The organism is Streptomyces sp. NPDC088810, from assembly GCF_044750305.1.
Lineage (GTDB): Bacteria > Actinomycetota > Actinomycetes > Streptomycetales > Streptomycetaceae > Streptomyces.
In genome coordinates this window covers 1-17,912 of record NZ_JBIVJQ010000011.1, presented here as the reverse complement: position 1 = coordinate 17,912, position 17,912 = coordinate 1, and the positions used below count along the sequence as shown (strand labels likewise).

The following is a 17,912-nucleotide window of genomic DNA, read 5'->3' as shown; positions in this document are numbered from 1 at the left end:
GCGTGACGGCCGGATGACGTGATCCGGCCTCCGGGTGAGGTTCCGGCAATTTCTCGGTAAGTGTCCTGACACGTCCACAACCCCGCCCCGCCGATCTCCCTCTATGGGGACATGAGCCTCACCGGGACTCCGTTCCTCTACCTGACCGTCGTGCTGTCCGTGGTCGCCCTGATACTGCCGCTCGTCCTGTGGTCGCGGATGCGCGGGCCCAAGCCGCTGCGTGCCGTGGCCCGGGTGCTGATGCTGCTGTTCGCCCAGGGCACGGCCGTCACGCTGGTCTTCGTGCTGGTCAACAACCAGAACAACCTGTACGACAGCTGGGCCGACCTGCTCGGCACCGGCAACCACGTCCAGCAGGCCACCGACCTCGGCCGGGACGGCACCGGCGGTATCGCGGTGAAACGGTTGCCCAAGGTGAGACAGACCTTCACGGCCGCCGACGGGCCCGGCATGCGCGCAGCCGGCGGGGTGCGGGTCACCCAGCTCAGGGGCCGGGTCTCCGGCGTGAACGCCGAGGTGTACGTCTGGCTGCCGCCGCAGTACGACGAACCGGCCTACCGCCACACCACGTTCCCGGTGGTGGAACTGCTGCCGGGCTACCCCGGCTCCGCCAAGGCCTGGTTCGGCTCGATGAAGGCCCACGAGCAGTTGCTGCCGCTGATGCGCAGCGGCCGGGTGGCGCCGTTCATCCTGGTCGCCCCGCGCACCAACCTGCTGGCCGGCGTGGACACCGGCTGCGCCAACATCCCGGGCCAGGTCAACGCCGACACCTGGCTGAGCATCGACGTGCCGAAGATGGTCATGGACAACTTCCGGGCCCAGCCGGCGCCCCAGGGCTGGGCGGTGGCCGGCTACTCGGCGGGCGCGCACTGCGCGGTCAAGCTGGCCGTGGCCCATCCGGACCGGTACCGGGCCGCGGTGAGCATGTCCGGCTACAACGACCCGATCGGCGAACGCAACTCCCTCGCCGCCCAGACCCCCGCGCTGCGCGACGCGAACAACCCCTACCTGCTGCTGCGGAAGGCGGCCGAACCGCCCCGGATCGCGCTGTACCTCTCCGGCGAGTCCGGCGACGGCTACCAGGCGGGCATGGCCCTGGAGTCCGTCGCCAAGGCGCCGACCACCGTGCGGGTGGTGTTCCTGCCGCGCAGCGCGGGCGGTCACACCATGGCGCTGTGGCGTCCGCAGGTGGACACCGTCTTCCGCTGGCTGACCCTGCAGATGGGCCAGAGCCACGCCAGGGGCCGGGACACGTCCGTCGCCGGAGCCACTACTCCTCCGTCACCGTCGACCGGCGGTTCCACGCACGCGGCGCTCGCCAGTGGAACCGCATCGCGAGCAGGCGCAGGACGAAAGCCGTGACGACCGCGAGACTGCTGGTGAGGGGGTTGAGCGCGTCGTAGCGGATGCACAGCACGACCATCGTGGCGCCGACGATCGCGGGGACCGCGTACAGGTCGCGGTCCCAGCGCAGCAGCGAGGGCACCTCGTTGGCCAGCACGTCCCGCAGCACGCCGCCGCCCACGGCGGTGGCCAGGCCCAGCGTCGCCGACGCGGTCAGACCGAGGCCGTAGCTGTACGCCTTGGTCGTACCGCTGACGCAGAACAGGCCGAGGCCCGCCGCGTCGAAGACGAGCACCGCCGCCTGGATGCGCTCCACGTGCGGGTGCAGGAAGAAGACGACGAGCGCGGCGAGCAGCGGGGTGACGAAGTACCCGAGGTCCGTGAAGGCGGCCGGGGGTACGGCTCCGATGACCAGGTCGCGGAACAGTCCCCCGCCCAGCGCGGTGACCTCGGCGAGCACGGCGATGCCGAAGACGTCGAAGTTCTTCCGGACGGCCAGCAGGGCGCCGGAGATCGCGAACACGAAGATGCCGATGACATCGAGCGTGTGCTGGACGGAGGGACTGAAGAGTTGCTGGAGCTGCACCCTGACATTCTCACCTGTCGGAGTGCATGAACCTTACAAAGCCAGGCTCACAGCGCGGGTTTCCCTGTGGTGAACAGCCAGGTGTCGAAGAGATCGTCGAGCTGCTGCCCGCTGACGCGCTCGGCGAGGCGGATGAAGCCGGCGGTGTCCGCGTTGCCGTACCGGTGGAGCTTCGTCCAGGCCGGGAGCAGCTTGAAGAAGGCCGTGTCGCCGATCCGCTCGCGCAGCATCTGGAGCGCCATCGCGCCGCGCTGGTAGACGGCGGAGGCGAACATGGTGTCCCGCTGCGGGTCGGCGACCTTGATCTGCCAGAAGGCCGAGTCGGCCGGGCGGGAGGTGTAGCCGGCCAGGAAGGAGTCGTGCGCGGTGCGGGTGCCCTGGTGCTCGGCCCACAGCCACTGGGCGTAGGTGGCGAAGCCCTCGTTGAGCCAGATGTCCTTCCACTGCGCCACGCTCACCGAGTCGCCGAACCACTGGTGGGCCAGCTCGTGCACGATGGTCGTCTCGTTGCGCACGGCCGAGTAGGCGGGTTTGCTCTGCACCTCCAGCGAGAACCCCGCCTCCGGCATGTCGTCGACGATCGCGCCGGTCTCCTCGAAGGGGTACGGCCCGAAGACCTGCGACCAGTAGTCGGTGGCGGCGGCCGTGACGGCGTACACGTCGACGTTGTTGCCGTTCTTCAGCACGGGGTCGATGGCGACGTAGATCGGGATGCCGCCGGGTGTACGCCCGGTGCGCACGTCGAACTTCCCGATGGTGGCGGTGGCGAGGTAGGTCGCCATCGGCTTCGACTCCCGCCAGTGGGTGTACGTCGAGCCGCCCTTGTCGTACGTCGACACCAGCCGGCCGTTGGAGACGCCGGTCAGGCCCCGGGGGGCCTTGATCCGGATGTCGTAGGTGGCCTTGTCGGCGGGGTGATCGCTCGACGGGAACCAGGTGGAGGCGGCGTTGGGTTCACAGGCGACGAAGACGCCGTCGGGGGTCTTCATCCACCCGTAGTCGGAACCGAAGATGATCGGCCCGCCGAGGGCCTGCGGTATGCCGCCGTAGGTCACGGAGACGGTGAAGACCCGTCCCCTGGCGAGCGGATGGCGCGGGGTGACGGTGATCTCGTCGCCGTCGCGCGTGAACCGCGCGGGTCTGCCGTCGACCTGGACATCGGTGACCTCCAGCTGCTGAAGGTCGAGGTCGAAGGAGGAGAGCTTCTGGGTGGCGCGTGCCGTGAGGGTCGTACGGCCGTCCAGGCGGCCGGTGTCCGGGGCGTAGGCGATGTCCAGGTCGTAGTGGCGGGCGTCGAAGCCGCCGTTGCCCAGCCGGGGGAAGTAGGGGTCGCCGATGCCGGGGGCGCCGGGGGTGGGGGCGGAGGAGGCGGCGATGACGAGGAAGGAGGCTGCCGCGGTGGCGACAGCCCCCAGACGTGCCGAACGGGAGAGTCCCATGTGTCGTCCCTTTCGAGCGTGCCGATCAGCGGTCGGACACGGACGACTCTTCACTCTCCCGTACGGGCATGTACATGACTTTGCCTAGTCGTCATGTGCTACTTGCCGGTTGACTCCTGGGAGTCGGCGCCGGACGCCTTGCCGGCCTCGGCCGCGCGGCCGGTCTCCTCGGCGACGGCCTCGGTGCCACCCGAACCCTCCGCGGGGGCGTCGGCCGCGGCACCGGTGGCGGCGGTGGGCTCCTCCGCGGGGGCGTCCGCCCCGGGCGCGGCCTTCTCGGCCGAGACCTTCGCGCCGGGACCGGTCTTCACACCGGAATCCGCCACTTCTTCGGAAGCCGCCGCCTCGGAAGCCGCCTCCTCATCGGAAGCCTCTTCCTCAGAAGCCGTCTCTTCTTCGGAGGCCGCCTCTTCGGTGGAAGCCTCTTCGTCGGAAGCCGCCTTGCCGGAAGTCACCTTCCCCTCGGAGGTGGCCTTCTCCTCGGAAGCCGCCGCCTTCTCGGAGACCGCCGCCGCTGCAGCAGCCGCCGTCTCCTCGGCGGCCGTCGCCTTCTCGGCAGCCGTCGCCTTCTCCGACACCGGTTCCTTCTCGGCAGAACCCGCGGCGAGCACCGCGTCCGGTACCAGCTCCGACGCCTCCTTCGCCGCCGTCAGCAGGACCGTGTCCTGCGGGGCCTGGTCCTCGAAGTTCTCCGGGTGGTGGCAGGCCACCCGCTGACCGGGCCTCAGCTCGACGAGCTGCGGCTCGGTCGTCTTGCAGATCTGCGTCGCCTTCCAGCACCGCGTGTGGAAACGGCAGCCGGAGGGCGGGGCGATCGGCGAGGGCACGTCGCCGCGGAGCAGGATGCGCTCGCTCTTCTGGCCCCGGCGCTTGGGGTCCGGCACCGGCACCGCGGACATCAGCGCCTTGGTGTACGGGTGCATCGGCGACTCGTACAGCGAGGTGCGGTCGGCGAGTTCCACGATCTTGCCGAGGTACATCACGGCGATCCGGTCCGAGACGTGCCGGACGACCGAGAGGTCGTGCGCGATGATCACGTAGGTCAGGCCGAGTTCCTGCTGGAGGTCGTCCATGAGGTTCACGACCTGCGCCTGGATCGACACGTCCAGCGCGGAGACCGGCTCGTCCGCCACCACCAGCTTCGGCTTCAGGGCGAGCGCGCGGGCGATGCCGATGCGCTGGCGCTGACCGCCGGAGAACTCGTGCGGGTAGCGGTTGTAGTGCTCGGGGCTGAGACCGACCAGCTCCAGGAGCCGCTGGACCTCCTTCTTCACCCCGCCCTCGGGCTCCACGCCCTGGAGCCGGAAGGGCGCCGAGACGATGGAGCCGATGGTGTGCCGGGGGTTCAGGGAGCCGTACGGGTCCTGGAAGATCATCTGGATGTCGCGGCGCAGCGGGCGCATCTGCCCGGTGCCCAGCCGCGTGATGTCCCGGCCCTCGAAGCTGATCTTCCCGCTGGTCGGGTCCTGGAGACGGGTGATGACCCGGCCCATGGTCGACTTGCCGCAGCCCGACTCGCCGACCACGCCCAGGGTCTCGCCCTTGCGCACCTCGAAGTCGATGCCGTCGACGGCCTTCACGGCGCCGACCTGGCGCTGCAGGATGCCCTTCTTGATTGGGAAGTGCTTGGTCAGGCCCTCGACCTTGAGCAGCACCTCGCGGTCCGCGGAGCCTTCGGCTGCCGACGCCTGCTGCGGGATCACAGCCTCGTCCGTCTTCTTGGTCTCACTCACAGCTTCGGCGCAATCTCTTCGGTCCAGATCCGCTGGCGGTCCTCGGTCGGGAGGTGGCAGGCGGACCAGTGCCCGGTGCTCACCTGCTCCAGCTCGGGGCGCACCGTGCGGGTGACGTCCCCCTTGGGGATGTCCGCGTAGGGGCAGCGCGGGTGGAAGGCGCAGCCCGAGGGGACGTTGATGAGGCTCGGCGGGGAACCCTTGACCGGGATGAGCCGCTCGGAGGTCTCGCGGTCGATGCGGGGCATCGAGCCGAGCAGGCCCCAGGTGTAGGGGTGCTGCGGCTGTTCGAAGACCTCGCCGGCCGGACCGCGCTCCACGCACCGGCCGCCGTACATCACGAGGACGTCGTCGGCGATCTCGGCGACCACGCCGAGGTCGTGGGTGATCATGATGACGGCGGAGCCGAACTCCTTCTGCAGGTCCCGGATCAGGTCGAGGATCTGCGCCTGGACGGTCACGTCGAGGGCGGTGGTCGGCTCGTCCGCGATGAGCAGCTCGGGGTTGTTCACCAGCGCCATGGCGATCATGGCGCGCTGGCGCATACCGCCGGAGAACTCGTGCGGGTAGCCGTCGATACGCTTGGCCGGCTCGGGGATGCCGACCCGGTCGAGCATCTCGATGGCCCGCGCGCGGGCGACCTTCTTGCTGACGTCGTGGTGCACCCGGTAGGCCTCGACGATCTGGTCGCCGACCTTGTAGTACGGGTGCATCGCCGACAGCGGGTCCTGGAAGATCATCGCCATCTCGCGGCCGCGGAGCTTGCGCACCTCGTCCGGGGCGGCGCTGACCAGTTCCTTGCCGTCCAGCCAGATCTCGCCGGACATCTGCACGTTCTTGCCGCGGGTGCCGAGCCGGTGCAGGCCCATGATGGCCTGCGAGGTGACCGACTTGCCTGAGCCGGACTCGCCGACGATGGCGAGGGTCCTGCCCTTCTCCAGCGAGAAGCTGAGGCCGTCGACGGACTTGACCAGGCCGTCGTCGGTCGGGAAGTGCACCTTGAGGTCACGGACCTCCAGGAAGGCCTCGGATGCCTTGGCGGGCGTGGGCTCGCCCACGGCCGCGCCGGTCTTGGAGAGTTCGGTCACGAGAGCCTCACCCGCGGGTCGGCGGCGGCGTAGAGCACGTCCACCAGGAGATTTGCGATCACGACGAAGAAGGCGGCGAGCAGGGTCACGCCGAGGATGGGGGGCAGGTCGTTGTCGGTGATGGCCTTCACCGCGTACTCGCCGATGCCGTGCAGCGAGAAGACGTACTCGGTGATCAGGGCGCCGCCGAGCAGCAGACCGAGGTCCATGCCGAAGACGGTGATGATCGGGGTGAGGGCCGCGCGCAGTCCGTGCCGGACCACGACGTTGCGCTCGCGCAGACCCTTGGCACGGGCCGTGCGGATGAAGTCCTCGTTCATCGTCTCCAGCATGCCCGAGCGGGTGAGCCGCGCATAGATGGCGGAGTACAGCAGGGCGAGTGAACACCACGCCGGGAAGAGGGTGTTGGCCCACTGCGAGGGGTTCTCGGTGAACGGGACGTACGTGGTGCCGAAGATCGGCCACTGGTAGGTGAAGAGCAGGAGCGCCAGGTTGCCCGTGAAGAACATGGGGAGCGAGACACCGGCGAGCGCGACACCCATGAAGGCACGGTCGAAGAACGAACGGGGCTTCAGCGCGGAGACCACACCGATCGCGACGCCCGACAGCACCCACAGCACGGCGGCACCGACGGCCAGCGAGATGGTGACCGGGAGCCGGCCGGTGAGCTGCGGCCAGACCGCCTCGTGGGTCTTGAAGGAGTAGCCGAAGCACGGCGCGTTGCAGTGCACCGTAGTGGGGCCGACGTTGTAGTCGGCGCCGGCCACGATCCCCTTGATGAAGTGCCAGTACTGGACGTAGACGGGCTGGTCCAGACCGAGGTTGTGCTTGACCGCGGCGATGTCCGCCTGCGACGGGCTCTTGCCGATGTACTGCTGCGCCAGCTGGTCCGCTGTCTGGCCGGCGAGCCGTGGCAGCAGGAAGAAGATGGCAAAGGTGACCGCGGAGACGACCAGCAGCAGGATCACTGCTGCGAACGTCCGGCGGAGGATGTACGAGATCACGGGGACCGGCGCTGGTGCCCGCGGGCCGCGAAGCCCGCGGGCACCAATGCCTTCACCTGCCTTCCGGGGCTGCTACTTCGACGCGACGCCGATGTTGAGGTAGTCGTACTGACCGCTGAAGGCCGCCGTGGAGACCAGGTTGGTGTAGTTCTGCGGGCGGGCCAGCAGGACCTTGAAGTAGGTCAGCGGAACGAGGACGGCGTCGTCCATGGTCTTCTTGTCGATCTGCGTGTAGAGGCTGTTGCGCTCGGTGTTGTCCTGAGTGCCGATCGCCTTGCTCAGCAGAGCGTTGACGTCCTTGTTGTCGTACTGCGACAGGTTGGTGTTACCGGACTGGCTGATCGCCTTGCCGTTGAGGATCTGCTGCAGGAAGCCGTAGCCGGACGGCCAGTCGGCGCCCCACTGCATCATCTCCAGGCCGATGTTCTGCTTCTTGGTGAACTTCGGCACGCCCGCGTAGTCGGTGAAGTACTTGCCGGACGGGTACTGCTTGAGGGTGGCGTTGATGCCGACCTTCTTCAGCGAGGCGATGATCGCCGTGGCGGCGTCGATCTCCTGCGGACGGTCCGAACGGGCCGAGATGTTCGTCGAGATCGACGACTTGCCGCAGGCCTTCAGCTGCTCCTTGGCCTTGGCGACGTCACCCTTGTGGCCGTCGGTCGCGTAGACGTCGGACTGCGCGTAGCCCGGGATGTCCGGCGGCAGGACGGTGGAGGCGATCTCACCGCGGATGGGGCCGCCCTCGGCGGTCTGCACAGAGACCTTGTCGATGGCGTACTGGACGGCCTTGCGGCACTCGACCTTGTCGAACGGCGCGACCGTGGTGTTGATCGCCAGGTAGACCAGACGGCCACCGTAGGTGTTGTCCGTGTTGGCCTTCTTCGACGGGTCGGTGACCACCTGGGCCTGCGTCGCGGCCTGGACACCGGTGCCGCCGAGGTCGATCGCGTCGCCCGCGAGGACGTCCTTGTCGATCGTCTCCGGGTTGACCTTCAGCTTGACGACGATCTTGTCCGGCAGCTGCTTGCGCAGCGGGTCCGTCTTGGCGTCCCAGTTCTCGTTGCGGACGAGGACGGCCTGCTGGCCGTCCTCGTAGCTCTGGAACTTGTACGAGCCCGAGGAGACGATGTGCTTGACGTAGTCGACGCCCGTGTCCTTCGCCTTGGGCACCGGGGCCGTCTGCGGGGCGGCGACCAGGTAGTCGAACTCCTGGAAGGCCTGCTTCAGGTGGAAGACGACCGTGGTGTCGTCCGGCGTCTCGATGGAGGACAGGCCCTTGTCGCTCTTGTCCTTGTACGGACCCTTGTACTTGTCGCCGCCGGCCAGGAACTGCTGGAAGTAGTTCGGGCCGAGGGAAAGCACGTCACGCGCGAAGTTCGAGCGCTCGACGGCGTACTTGACGTCCTTCGAGGTGATCGGCGAACCGTCGTCGTACTTCAGGCCCGGACGCAGCTTGTACGTCCAGGTCTTGCCGCCGTCGCTCGGGACGCCCTTGCTCGCGGCGAGGTCCGGGACGAGGGCGTTGCCCTCCTCGCCGGGGCCGGGCTTGAAGGTCATCAGCGGGCGGGCCCACAGCCGGCTGAGGTTGTACATGTACGCGTAGTACGTGTTGCCGGGGTCGAACGAGTCCGGGACGTCGGACAGCTCGTAGGTGAGCGTGCCGCCCTTCTTGTCGGACGCGTTGACGACGCCCTTGGTCGCGGCGTTGGCCCCGGCCGACTTGGTGCCGTTCTCGTTCTTGTTGTCATCGGCCTTGCTGCAACCCGCAAGAAGCAGGCTGGCGGAGCCGACGGCCGCGATCGCGGCCAGCGCTGACCTTCGCATGATGGGCGCTTTCCCCTCCATAGTTGGAAACTTTTCGGGCTCTCTGCGGCAGGCGTCAGCGGCTGCGCGGGTCGAGAGCATCGCGGAGACCGTCACCGAGCAGGTTGAAGGCCAGGACGGTCACGAAGATGGCGAGACCAGGGACGATCATGAACATGGGGTCGACCTGGTAGAAGGTGACCGCCTCACGGAGCATGCCGCCCCAGGACGCCTGCGGGGGCTGGATGCCGACGCCGAGGAAGCTCAGGGACGCCTCGAAGAGGATGTTGGTCGGGATGAGCAGCGTCGAGTAGACGATGATCGGGCCGACCAGGTTGGGCATCAGCTCCCGGAACAGGATGTACGGGGCCTTGGCGCCCATGCCCCGGGACGCGTCGACGAACTCGCGCTCGCGCAGGGCGAGCGTCTGGCCCCGGACGATGCGGCCCAGGTAGGGCCAGTTGAAGAAGCCGATGACGAAGATCAGCACGCTCAGGTGGAGCGGCAGCCCGTTGAGACCGAACGCGCCGCCCTGCAGGGTGGCGGAGATGGCGATCGCGAAGAGCAGGAGGGGGAAGGCGAGGAAGGTGTCCATCAGCCGGCTGATGATCGAGTCGACCCGCCCGCCGTAGTAGCCCGCGATGACACCCATGACGGCGCCGATCACGTTGGACAGGATGGTGGCGCCGAAGGCGACCACCAGCGACACCCAGGAGCCCTCCAGGATGCGGGTGGCGAGGTCCCGGCCGAACTTCGGGTCCACGCCGAGCGGGTGGTCCGCGCTCATGCCGCCCCAACTGCCCTGGGGAAGGGAGGTGTTGGGGTCGATCAGGTCCTGGTTGAAGGCGTTGGGGTCGAGCCCGAGCAGGGCCTGGATGGGCCGCGAGAGGACGGCGAGGAGGATCAGCAGGATCACGATGACGCCGCCCGCGACGGCCACCCTGTCCTTCTTGAACCGGGTCCAGGCGATCTGGCCCAGGGAACGACCCTCGATCTGCCCCTTACCGGCACCCTCCAGCACAGCCTCCGGCTGTACCTCGGCTGCCGCCCCGGTGGTCTCGATCGGTGCGGTCACGGTGAGCGACCCCTCTCGCCGGTGGTGACCGGCCTGCGCCTGCCGCGGATTGCGGCTTTGTCGACTTGCCATCGAGCATGAGGTCTCGACCTCATGTCTGAGTCGGGAGTCTTCAGCGTCGCTGCGATCACCCGCCAGAGCTGGCGGCGAAAGTATGCGCAACCGTGATGCAGTCCGGGGGATTCCGTTATCCGAACAGTGGGTAACGGCCCTCGGACGCGGCCCAGTTGGGACAGAACGGTGATTTCTGCGCGGCTCGGGACAATCGGGCGATGTCTACGCGCGCAGAAGTGTGTCGGCGGTGTGAATTCTGCGATCCACTCCCGGAAGCCTGCCGTCGGCCCGGTGGACCCGTCCGGATCAGTAGCCGCCGTGCGCCGGTGGGTAGCCGTACCCGCCGGCCGGGGCCTGCGGCGGGACCGGCGCCTGGAGCTGGGGCTGCGGCGCGGGCACGTGGGCCTCGCGGTCGTAGAAGGGGCGCGCGTTGGATCGCATCCACATCACCACCGGGTCGTAGTCGTCACTCATCGCGACCGTCGACACCGGCAGCCCCTCCGGGACCGCGCCGATGGACTGCTGCATCATCGCGCGCACCGAGTCCACCGCGGCCGGCGAGGTGTCGTACACGTCCAGGCCGATGACGAGGTACGGCGCCCCGAGCGCGGGCTGCACCCAGGCGCGGCGCAGCGAGCGGAGCGCGGGCGTGCGGTGCGCGTTCTGCGCGAGCAGGGCGTAGAACTGGGGGATCTCGATGCCGGGTTCGGACAGGCGCAGCGGGCCGGCGGGCTGGCGGTCCAGGCCGGTGGCGATGCGGCGCAGATCCAGCCAGGGGATGCCGACACCGCCGCCCGGGGCGTGCGGGTTGAGCCAGAGGCCGTAGTGGTCGGGGTAGAGGGTGCGGGCCACGTCCAGGCCGTCGACCACTTCGTAGGAGCGGTTCCAGCCGCTGGCCGACAGCTCCTGGGCGGAGGTGACGCAGGGGGCGTAGTGGAAGCCGTCGACCTCCATGTTCCCGTACTGGGCGTCCGGGGAGCCGGCCTGGCCGTGCCACAGCAGCATCCAGATCTGGCCGGAGGAGGGGGTGGCGAGGGCGCGGAGCAGGGCCTCGTAGGCGTCGTAGCGTCCGGGCGTGACCTGGCGCAGCATGTGCTCGACGCTGCCGCTGTGGCTCGCGCTCACCTGGTGTACCGGCCCTTCTTTTCAGTGCCCCGCGTTCAAAGACAGCTTAAGCGCCTGGCAGCCCGGGGCCCTCTGTCCGTGCGCGGGCCCGGGTGTGCGGTGGGTTGTCGCGCCCCCGCGGCGGAGCCGCATGTCGAATGCAGCCCCGTGCCCCTTCGGTGCGTTCAGTGGCCGTATTGGTAGAACGGCCGCACGTTCGTCTTCAGCCAGTCGGAGACCGGGTCGTCCGCCACGTCCATGAGGATCAGGTTGACCGGCCACTTGACCGGGACTTTGCCGAGGGCACGGCCCAGGGCGTCCAGGGGCAGGGTGCGCACGTCGCCCTCCCACTGGGAGAGTTCCACGCCGACGAACATGACCGGTTCGGCCGTCTCGATGGCGGCCAGGCAGCGGCGGGCGGTGAGCACCACGCCGATGCCGGCGAACTCGGCGGAGGCGGCGGAGAGGAAGTCGACCGGGTCGTCCTGCCAGTCGGGCTCGAAGAGCCGGACCCGGCCGCCGGTGCCGGGACCGTCCAGCGGGGTGCGGCCGGCCCGGCACAGTTCGGCCACGGCCGCGGGCGGCAGCGGAACGCCGACCACACCGCCCGGGTTCACCGCGATGCCCGCCTGCGGGGGCAGGCCGCGGGCGAACTCGACCGCGGGGGCGATGGTGTACGACATGTGGGCACCGGCCGCCTGGCGCAGCTGCTCCTCCGAGCTGAACACCGGGACGTACGTCTGGCCGCCGATGTCCATGGTCGGCAGGTCCAGCGGGCCGCTGTGCGGGCCCCCGCCGTTGGGCAGCGGTATCCACAGGAAGCTGCGGCCGAGGACCTCGATGATCCGGCCGCCCGCCGAGGGGATGCCGAGGGAGGCCGACAGCACCTCCTCCAGCTCGTTGCCGGGCCAGCCGCCGTGCGGCTGGGGGTGCGCCTGTGCCGGGAAGTCCGCGGGAAAGTCCGCCGGGAAGTCCATCTGCCTACCGCCTGCTGGGAACCACTGCTGTGAGCATGAAGGCTAGCGGGTGGCTGTGACAGTCCCTCACCGAGTGAAGCCCACGCGCCTGAGGACGTCCGCCGCGTCCCGGTCCAGCAGCACCGCCGCGCCGCAGCCGGCGGGCAGCTCGCCCTTCTCCACCGCGCGCAGCAGCCGGGCGGTGGTGCGGCGGTGGCGGCGGAAGGCGTAGCGGGACACGCCCCGGCCGCGCTCGTGCTGGCCCTGCCGGGCCGTCTCGGGGCTGACGTCCAGCAGGAGCAGGTGCAGGGTGCCGCCCCGGCGCCGGGCCTCGCGGGCCAGCCAGGCGCGCACCCAGGCCTGGGTGCCGCAGTCGTGCACGACGACTCCCTCCCCGGTGCGCAGGGCGCGGCGCAGGGCGGCGTAGTGGGCGAGGCGGACCAGTGGGCGGTACAGCGCGTAGGGCAGGCGGCGGGGGACGCGGGCCGCCCAGCGGTCGCGGGCGTCCTGGGAGTCGATGCGGTGGCCGGTGACAGCGCGGTGCATCAGGGTGGACTTGCCGCTGCCGGGCAGCCCGGTGATCACCACCAGGTCGCGGGGGCCGAAGAGCAGGGCGTGCGGGCTGCGGCCGGCGCGGTCGCGCAGGTCGCGGACGACCGGGGCGGGCCGGTCGGCGCCGCGCCGGCGGGCCAGGGCGGAGGGCGGCTTCGGCACCGCGATGCCGGCGTCGGTGGCGTAGGCCGAGGTCCTGTTCACCGTGATCGTCCTCCCAGTGGGCTCGGTCGTCCCATCCCCGTTGTATGTAAAGAGAAGGTAATGGGCAACGGTCGGCGCTTCGTGTGCGTAGTGCCACAGGTCGGTCACAAGCAGCGCGCTCTGGCTGGCCGCGGTGCGGCGTGCAATGATGTGCGCGCCAACTGCATACCGGCCGTTTGAATCCGCGCGGGAGAGTTCCCAGCCGTACGTCTGTGCCGCTGGGGCGCCGAAGGAGCAAGTCCCTCCCTTGAATCTCTCAGGCCCCGTTACCGCGCGGGCGAGGCACATCTGAAAAGCGGGCCGCTGTGACAGTGGCTCCACCCAAGGTGCAAGCCCTGATCGTCCCTGTGGCGGTCGTGGCGAACCTCTCAGGTTCCGATGACAGATGGGGAGGAACGTTCCTCGCCCCATCCCTGTTCCCTGGGAGACGACCGACCGATGAGCAGTACCGAACCCACTGAGCTGCGCCACACCGCGCTCGATGCCGTGCATCGTTCGCTCGGTGCGACGATGACCGACTTCGCCGGCTGGGACATGCCCCTGCGCTACGGCTCCGAGCGCGACGAGCACCTCGCCGTGCGCACCCGGGCCGGACTGTTCGACCTCTCCCACATGGGTGAGATCACCGTCACCGGCACCGAGGCCGCCGCGCTGCTGAACCACGCCCTGGTCGGCAACATCGCCTCCGTCGGCGTCGGCCGCGCCCGCTACACCATGATCTGCCAGGCCGACGGCGGCATCCTGGACGACCTGATCGTCTACCGCCTGGCCGAGACCGAGTACATGGTGGTGGCCAACGCCTCCAACGCCCAGGTGGTGCTGGACGCGCTCACCGAGCGGGCGTCCGGTTTCGACGCCGAGGTCCGTGACGACCGGGACGCGTACGCGCTGATCGCCGTCCAGGGCCCGGAGTCCCCCGGCATCCTGAAGTCGCTCACCGACGCCGACCTGGACGGCCTGAAGTACTACGCGGGCCTGCCCGGCACGGTCGCCGGCGTCCCCGCGCTGATCGCCCGCACCGGCTACACCGGCGAGGACGGCTTCGAGCTGTTCGTGAAGCCGGAGCACGCCGTCGAGCTGTGGCAGGCGCTGACCAAGGCCGGCGAGGGCGCCGGTCTGGTCCCGTGCGGGCTGTCCTGCCGGGACACGCTGCGCCTGGAGGCGGGCATGCCGCTGTACGGGCACGAGCTGACCCGCGAGCTGACCCCCTTCGACGCCGGGCTCGGCCGGGTGGTGAAGTTCGACAAGGAGGGCGACTTCGTGGGCCGCGAGGCGCTCGCCGAGGCCGCCGCCCGGGCTCAGGAGAACCCGCCGCGGGTGCTGGTCGGCCTGGTCGCCGAGGGCCGCAGGGTGCCGCGCGCCGGGTACGCCGTCGTCGCCGGCGGCGAGGTGATCGGCGAGGTCACCTCCGGTGCCCCGTCCCCCACCCTGGGCAAGCCGATCGCCATGGCCTACGTCGACGCGGCGCACGCGGCGCCGGGCACCGAGGGCGTCGGCGTGGACATCCGGGGCACCCACGAGCCGTACGAGGTCGTGGCGCTGCCGTTCTACAAGCGCCAGAAGTGACACCGTCGTAGCCCCGCGTCGTGCCGGAACGTGACGTCGGGCACATCAGCGCTGCTCGCGCACGTTCTCAGCAGTCCCCCATTCATCAGCACTCCCCCGCGTACAGGAGAATTCAGGCCATGAGCAACCCCCAGCAGCTGCGCTACAGCAAGGAGCACGAGTGGCTGTCGGCCGCCGAGGACGGCGTCGCGACGGTCGGCATCACGGAGCACGCGGCCAACGCGCTCGGTGACGTCGTGTTCGTCCAGCTTCCCGAGGTCGGCACCACCGTGTCCGCGGGCGAGACCTGCGGCGAGCTGGAGTCGACGAAGTCGGTCTCCGACCTGTACTCGCCGGTCACCGGCGAGGTCACCGAGGTCAACGAGGACGTCGTCAACGACCCGTCGCTGGTGAACTCCGCCCCCTTCGAGGGCGGCTGGCTGTTCAAGGTACGCGTCGCGGAGGAGCCGGCCGACCTGCTCTCCGCCGACGAGTACACCGCCTTTTCCGCCGGCTGAGGAGTCGTAGCCCTGTGACTGTTCTGAACACGCCCCTGCACGAGCTGGACCCGGAGATCGCCGCCGCGGTCGACGCCGAGCTGGACCGCCAGCAGTCGACCCTGGAGATGATCGCCTCCGAGAACTTCGCGCCGCTCGCGGTGATGGAGGCCCAGGGCTCGGTGCTGACCAACAAGTACGCCGAGGGCTACCCGGGCCGCCGCTACTACGGCGGCTGCGAGCACGTCGACGTCGCCGAGCAGATCGCCATCGACCGGGTCAAGGAGCTGTTCGGCGCCGAGTACGCCAACGTGCAGCCCCACTCCGGCGCCTCCGCCAACCAGGCGGCGCTGTTCGCGCTGGCCCAGCCCGGGGACACCATCCTCGGCCTGGACCTGGCGCACGGCGGCCACCTGACCCACGGGATGCGGCTGAACTTCTCCGGCAAGCAGTTCAACGTGGTCGCCTACCACGTGGACGCCGGGACCGGCCTGGTCGACATGGCCGAGGTGGAGCGGCTCGCCAAGGAGCACCGCCCGAAGGTGATCATCGCGGGCTGGTCGGCGTACCCGCGGGAGCTGGACTTCGCCGAGTTCCGCCGGATCGCCGACGAGGTCGAGGCCTACCTGTGGGTGGACATGGCGCACTTCGCGGGCCTGGTCGCGGCGGGTCTGCACGCGAACCCGGTGCCGTACGCCGACGTGGTCACCTCCACCACCCACAAGACGCTGGGCGGCCCGCGCGGCGGCATCATCCTGGCGCGCGGCAAGGACTTCGCGAAGAAGCTGAACTCGGCCGTCTTCCCGGGCTTCCAGGGCGGTCCCCTGGAGCACGTGATCGCGGCGAAGGCGGTCTCCTTCAAGGTCGCCGCCTCCCAGGAGTTCAAGGAGCGCCAGCGCCGTACGGTGGAGGGTGCCCGCATCCTCGCCGAGCGCCTGACGGCTCCGGACGCCCGTGAGGCCGGGGTGAACGTGCTGTCCGGCGGCACCGACGTGCACCTCATCCTGGTCGACCTGCGCGAGAGCGAGCTGGACGGTCAGCAGGCCGAGGACCGCCTCCACAAGGTCGGCATCACGGTCAACCGCAACGCCGTCCCGAACGACCCGCGCCCGCCGATGGTCACCTCGGGTCTGCGCATCGGTACGCCGGCCCTGGCCACCCGCGGCTTCACGACCGAGGACTTCGCCGAGGTCGCGGACGTGATCGCCGAGGCGCTGAAGCCGTCCTACGACGCCGAGGCCCTCAAGGCGCGCGTGAAGGCGCTCGCCGACAAGCACCCGCTGTACGCGGGTCTGAACAAGTAAGTCACCTTTCGCGGGGCACCGCGCACACTGGATGTACCGGTGTGCGCGGTGCCCGCGCCCCTGTACCACCTTTTGTGCACCACCCGTATTGAGGAGTCACCCGTGGCCATCTCGGTCTTCGACCTGTTCTCGATCGGCATCGGCCCGTCCAGCTCCCACACGGTCGGCCCGATGCGCGCCGCGCGCATGTTCGCCCGCCGGCTGCGCAACGAGGACCTGCTCGGCTCGGTCGCGTCCCTGCGCTGCGAGCTGTACGGCTCGCTCGGCGCGACCGGCCACGGCCACGGCACCCCGAAGGCGGTGCTGCTCGGCCTGGAGGGCGCCTCGCCGCGCACGGTGGACGTGGAGACCGCCGACGACCGGGTGGAGACGATCAAGGCCGCGGGCCGGCTGAAGGTGCTCGGCGAGCACGAGATCCCGTTCTCCTTCGACGACGACCTGGTCCTGCACCGCCGCAAGGCCCTGCCGTACCACGCCAACGGCATGACGGTCCGGGCGTACGACGCCGAGGGCGCCGAGCTGCTGTCGAAGACGTACTACTCGGTCGGCGGCGGTTTCGTCGTGGACGAGGACGCGGTGGGCGCGGACCGGATCGTGCTGGACGACACGGTCCTGAAGTACCCGTTCCGCACCGGCGACGAGCTGCTCCGCCTGACGAAGGAGACCGGCCTGTCGATCTCCTCGCTGATGCTGGAGAACGAGCGGGCCTGGCGCACCGAGGACGAGATCCGGGCCGGCCTGCTGGAGATCTGGCGCGTGATGCGGGAGTGCGTGCAGCGGGGCATGTCCCGCGAGGGCATCCTGCCCGGCGGCCTGAAGGTCCGCCGCCGCGCCGCCGTATCCGCCCGCCAGCTGCGCGCCGAGGGCGACCCGCTGGCGCACGCCATGGAGTGGATCACGCTCTACGCGATGGCGGTGAACGAGGAGAACGCGGCCGGCGGCCGGGTCGTCACCGCTCCCACCAACGGCGCGGCCGGCATCATCCCGGCGGTCCTGCACTACTACATCAACTTCGTCCCCGGCGCCGACGAGGACGGAGTGGTCCGCTTCCTGCTGGCCGCCGGTGCGATCGGCATGCTCTTCAAGGAGAACGCCTCCATCTCCGGGGCCGAGGTCGGCTGCCAGGGCGAGGTGGGCTCCGCCTGCTCCATGGCCGCGGGCGCCCTCGCCGAGGTCCTCGGCGGCTCTCCCGAGCAGGTGGAGAACGCGGCCGAGATCGGCATGGAGCACAACCTCGGCCTGACTTGCGACCCGGTCGGCGGCCTGGTCCAGATCCCGTGCATCGAGCGCAACGGCATGGCCGCGGTGAAGGCAGTCACGGCCGCGAAGATGGCGATGCGCGGCGACGGCTCGCACAAGGTGTCCCTGGACAAGGTCATCAAGACGATGAAGGACACCGGCGCGGACATGAGCGTCAAGTACAAGGAGACGGCCCGGGGCGGGCTCGCGGTGAACATCATCGAGTGCTGACGCTCCGGGCCCCCGGGCCGCCCGCCTCTCAGGTGGTGCTGAGCATGCCTTCGCGCAGGCGGGCCAGCAGACGCGTGATCAGCCGGGAGACGTGCATCTGGGAGACGCCGAGCCGTTCGCCGATCTGGGCCTGGGTGAGTTCCTCGACGAACCG

Annotated in this window: 16 protein-coding genes and 1 riboswitch; of the genes, 5 read left to right on the top strand and 11 right to left on the bottom strand. The window is 69.8% G+C overall.

Features of this window, described 5'->3' with window-relative positions; genetic code table 11:
* The first annotated feature begins 111 nt into the window (after positions 1-111).
* On the top strand, positions 112-1,362 hold the full coding sequence (locus ACIP4Y_RS29430) for an alpha/beta hydrolase (protein ID WP_401398756.1): 1,251 nt from the start codon (positions 112-114) through the stop codon (positions 1,360-1,362).
* Here the strand turns inward: ACIP4Y_RS29430 and ACIP4Y_RS29425 are convergent.
* The 10 genes from ACIP4Y_RS29425 to ACIP4Y_RS29380 form a co-directional block, all read right to left on the bottom strand.
* A complete protein-coding gene (locus tag ACIP4Y_RS29425) occupies positions 1,271-1,930 on the bottom strand; it encodes a trimeric intracellular cation channel family protein (protein ID WP_358636098.1) in 660 nt (219 codons plus the stop codon). The genes ACIP4Y_RS29430 and ACIP4Y_RS29425 overlap by 92 nt on opposite strands.
* A 47-nt stretch (positions 1,931-1,977) precedes the next feature.
* Positions 1,978-3,369 (bottom strand): M1 family metallopeptidase, encoded by a 1,392-nt coding sequence (locus ACIP4Y_RS29420; RefSeq protein WP_401398755.1) that lies wholly within the window; start codon positions 3,367-3,369, stop codon positions 1,978-1,980.
* Positions 3,370-3,467: 98 nt separating this feature from the next.
* Positions 3,468-5,102 (bottom strand): ABC transporter ATP-binding protein, encoded by a 1,635-nt coding sequence (locus ACIP4Y_RS29415; protein ID WP_401398754.1) that lies wholly within the window; start codon positions 5,100-5,102, stop codon positions 3,468-3,470.
* Complete coding sequence (locus ACIP4Y_RS29410; RefSeq protein WP_401398753.1) at positions 5,099-6,190, bottom strand: ABC transporter ATP-binding protein; 1,092 nt, start codon at positions 6,188-6,190, stop codon at positions 5,099-5,101. The genes ACIP4Y_RS29415 and ACIP4Y_RS29410 overlap by 4 nt, the downstream gene beginning before the upstream one ends.
* Positions 6,187-7,194, bottom strand: a complete 1,008-nt coding sequence (locus ACIP4Y_RS29405) for an ABC transporter permease (RefSeq protein ID WP_358636090.1) — start codon at positions 7,192-7,194, stop codon at positions 6,187-6,189. The genes ACIP4Y_RS29410 and ACIP4Y_RS29405 overlap by 4 nt, the downstream gene beginning before the upstream one ends.
* A gap of 72 nt (positions 7,195-7,266) precedes the next feature.
* The gene (locus ACIP4Y_RS29400; protein ID WP_401398752.1) at positions 7,267-9,039 is read right to left on the bottom strand and encodes an ABC transporter substrate-binding protein; all 1,773 of its coding nucleotides are present in this window, start codon (positions 9,037-9,039) and stop codon (positions 7,267-7,269) included.
* A 34-nt stretch (positions 9,040-9,073) separates the two neighbouring features.
* Positions 9,074-10,072: an ABC transporter permease gene (locus tag ACIP4Y_RS29395; protein ID WP_401398751.1), complete on the bottom strand. Its 999-nt coding sequence runs from the start codon at positions 10,070-10,072 to the stop codon at positions 9,074-9,076.
* A gap of 360 nt (positions 10,073-10,432) precedes the next feature.
* Positions 10,433-11,218 carry an enhanced serine sensitivity protein SseB C-terminal domain-containing protein gene (locus ACIP4Y_RS29390; RefSeq protein WP_401398918.1) on the bottom strand — a complete coding sequence of 262 codons (786 nt, stop codon included), beginning with the start codon at positions 11,216-11,218 and terminating at the stop codon, positions 10,433-10,435.
* Between the two features lie 197 nt (positions 11,219-11,415).
* Positions 11,416-12,207, bottom strand: a complete 792-nt coding sequence (locus tag ACIP4Y_RS29385) for an enhanced serine sensitivity protein SseB (protein ID WP_401398750.1) — start codon at positions 12,205-12,207, stop codon at positions 11,416-11,418.
* A gap of 66 nt (positions 12,208-12,273) precedes the next feature.
* The gene (locus tag ACIP4Y_RS29380; protein WP_401398749.1) at positions 12,274-12,942 is read right to left on the bottom strand and encodes an AAA family ATPase; all 669 of its coding nucleotides are present in this window, start codon (positions 12,940-12,942) and stop codon (positions 12,274-12,276) included.
* A gap of 177 nt (positions 12,943-13,119) precedes the next feature.
* A riboswitch (glycine riboswitch) is annotated at positions 13,120-13,224 on the top strand.
* Between the two features lie 156 nt (positions 13,225-13,380).
* On the opposite strand from ACIP4Y_RS29380, the gene gcvT reads away from it, so the two are divergent.
* The 4 genes from gcvT to ACIP4Y_RS29360 all read left to right on the top strand — a co-directional run bounded on the left by gcvT (position 13,381) and on the right by ACIP4Y_RS29360 (position 17,758).
* Positions 13,381-14,508, top strand: a complete 1,128-nt coding sequence (gene gcvT, locus ACIP4Y_RS29375) for a glycine cleavage system aminomethyltransferase GcvT (protein ID WP_358636078.1) — start codon at positions 13,381-13,383, stop codon at positions 14,506-14,508.
* 119 nt (positions 14,509-14,627) lie between these two features.
* A complete protein-coding gene (gene gcvH, locus ACIP4Y_RS29370) occupies positions 14,628-15,005 on the top strand; it encodes a glycine cleavage system protein GcvH (RefSeq protein ID WP_358636076.1) in 378 nt (125 codons plus the stop codon).
* A gap of 14 nt (positions 15,006-15,019) precedes the next feature.
* Positions 15,020-16,288, top strand: a complete 1,269-nt coding sequence (gene glyA, locus ACIP4Y_RS29365) for a serine hydroxymethyltransferase (protein WP_401398748.1) — start codon at positions 15,020-15,022, stop codon at positions 16,286-16,288.
* 102 nt (positions 16,289-16,390) lie between these two features.
* The gene (locus ACIP4Y_RS29360; protein WP_401398747.1) at positions 16,391-17,758 is read left to right on the top strand and encodes an L-serine ammonia-lyase; all 1,368 of its coding nucleotides are present in this window, start codon (positions 16,391-16,393) and stop codon (positions 17,756-17,758) included.
* 28 nt (positions 17,759-17,786) lie between these two features.
* Here the strand turns inward: ACIP4Y_RS29360 and ACIP4Y_RS29355 are convergent.
* Positions 17,787-17,912 (bottom strand): sigma factor-like helix-turn-helix DNA-binding protein (locus tag ACIP4Y_RS29355; RefSeq protein WP_401390687.1); only part of this gene is annotated, 126 nt, incomplete at its 5' end.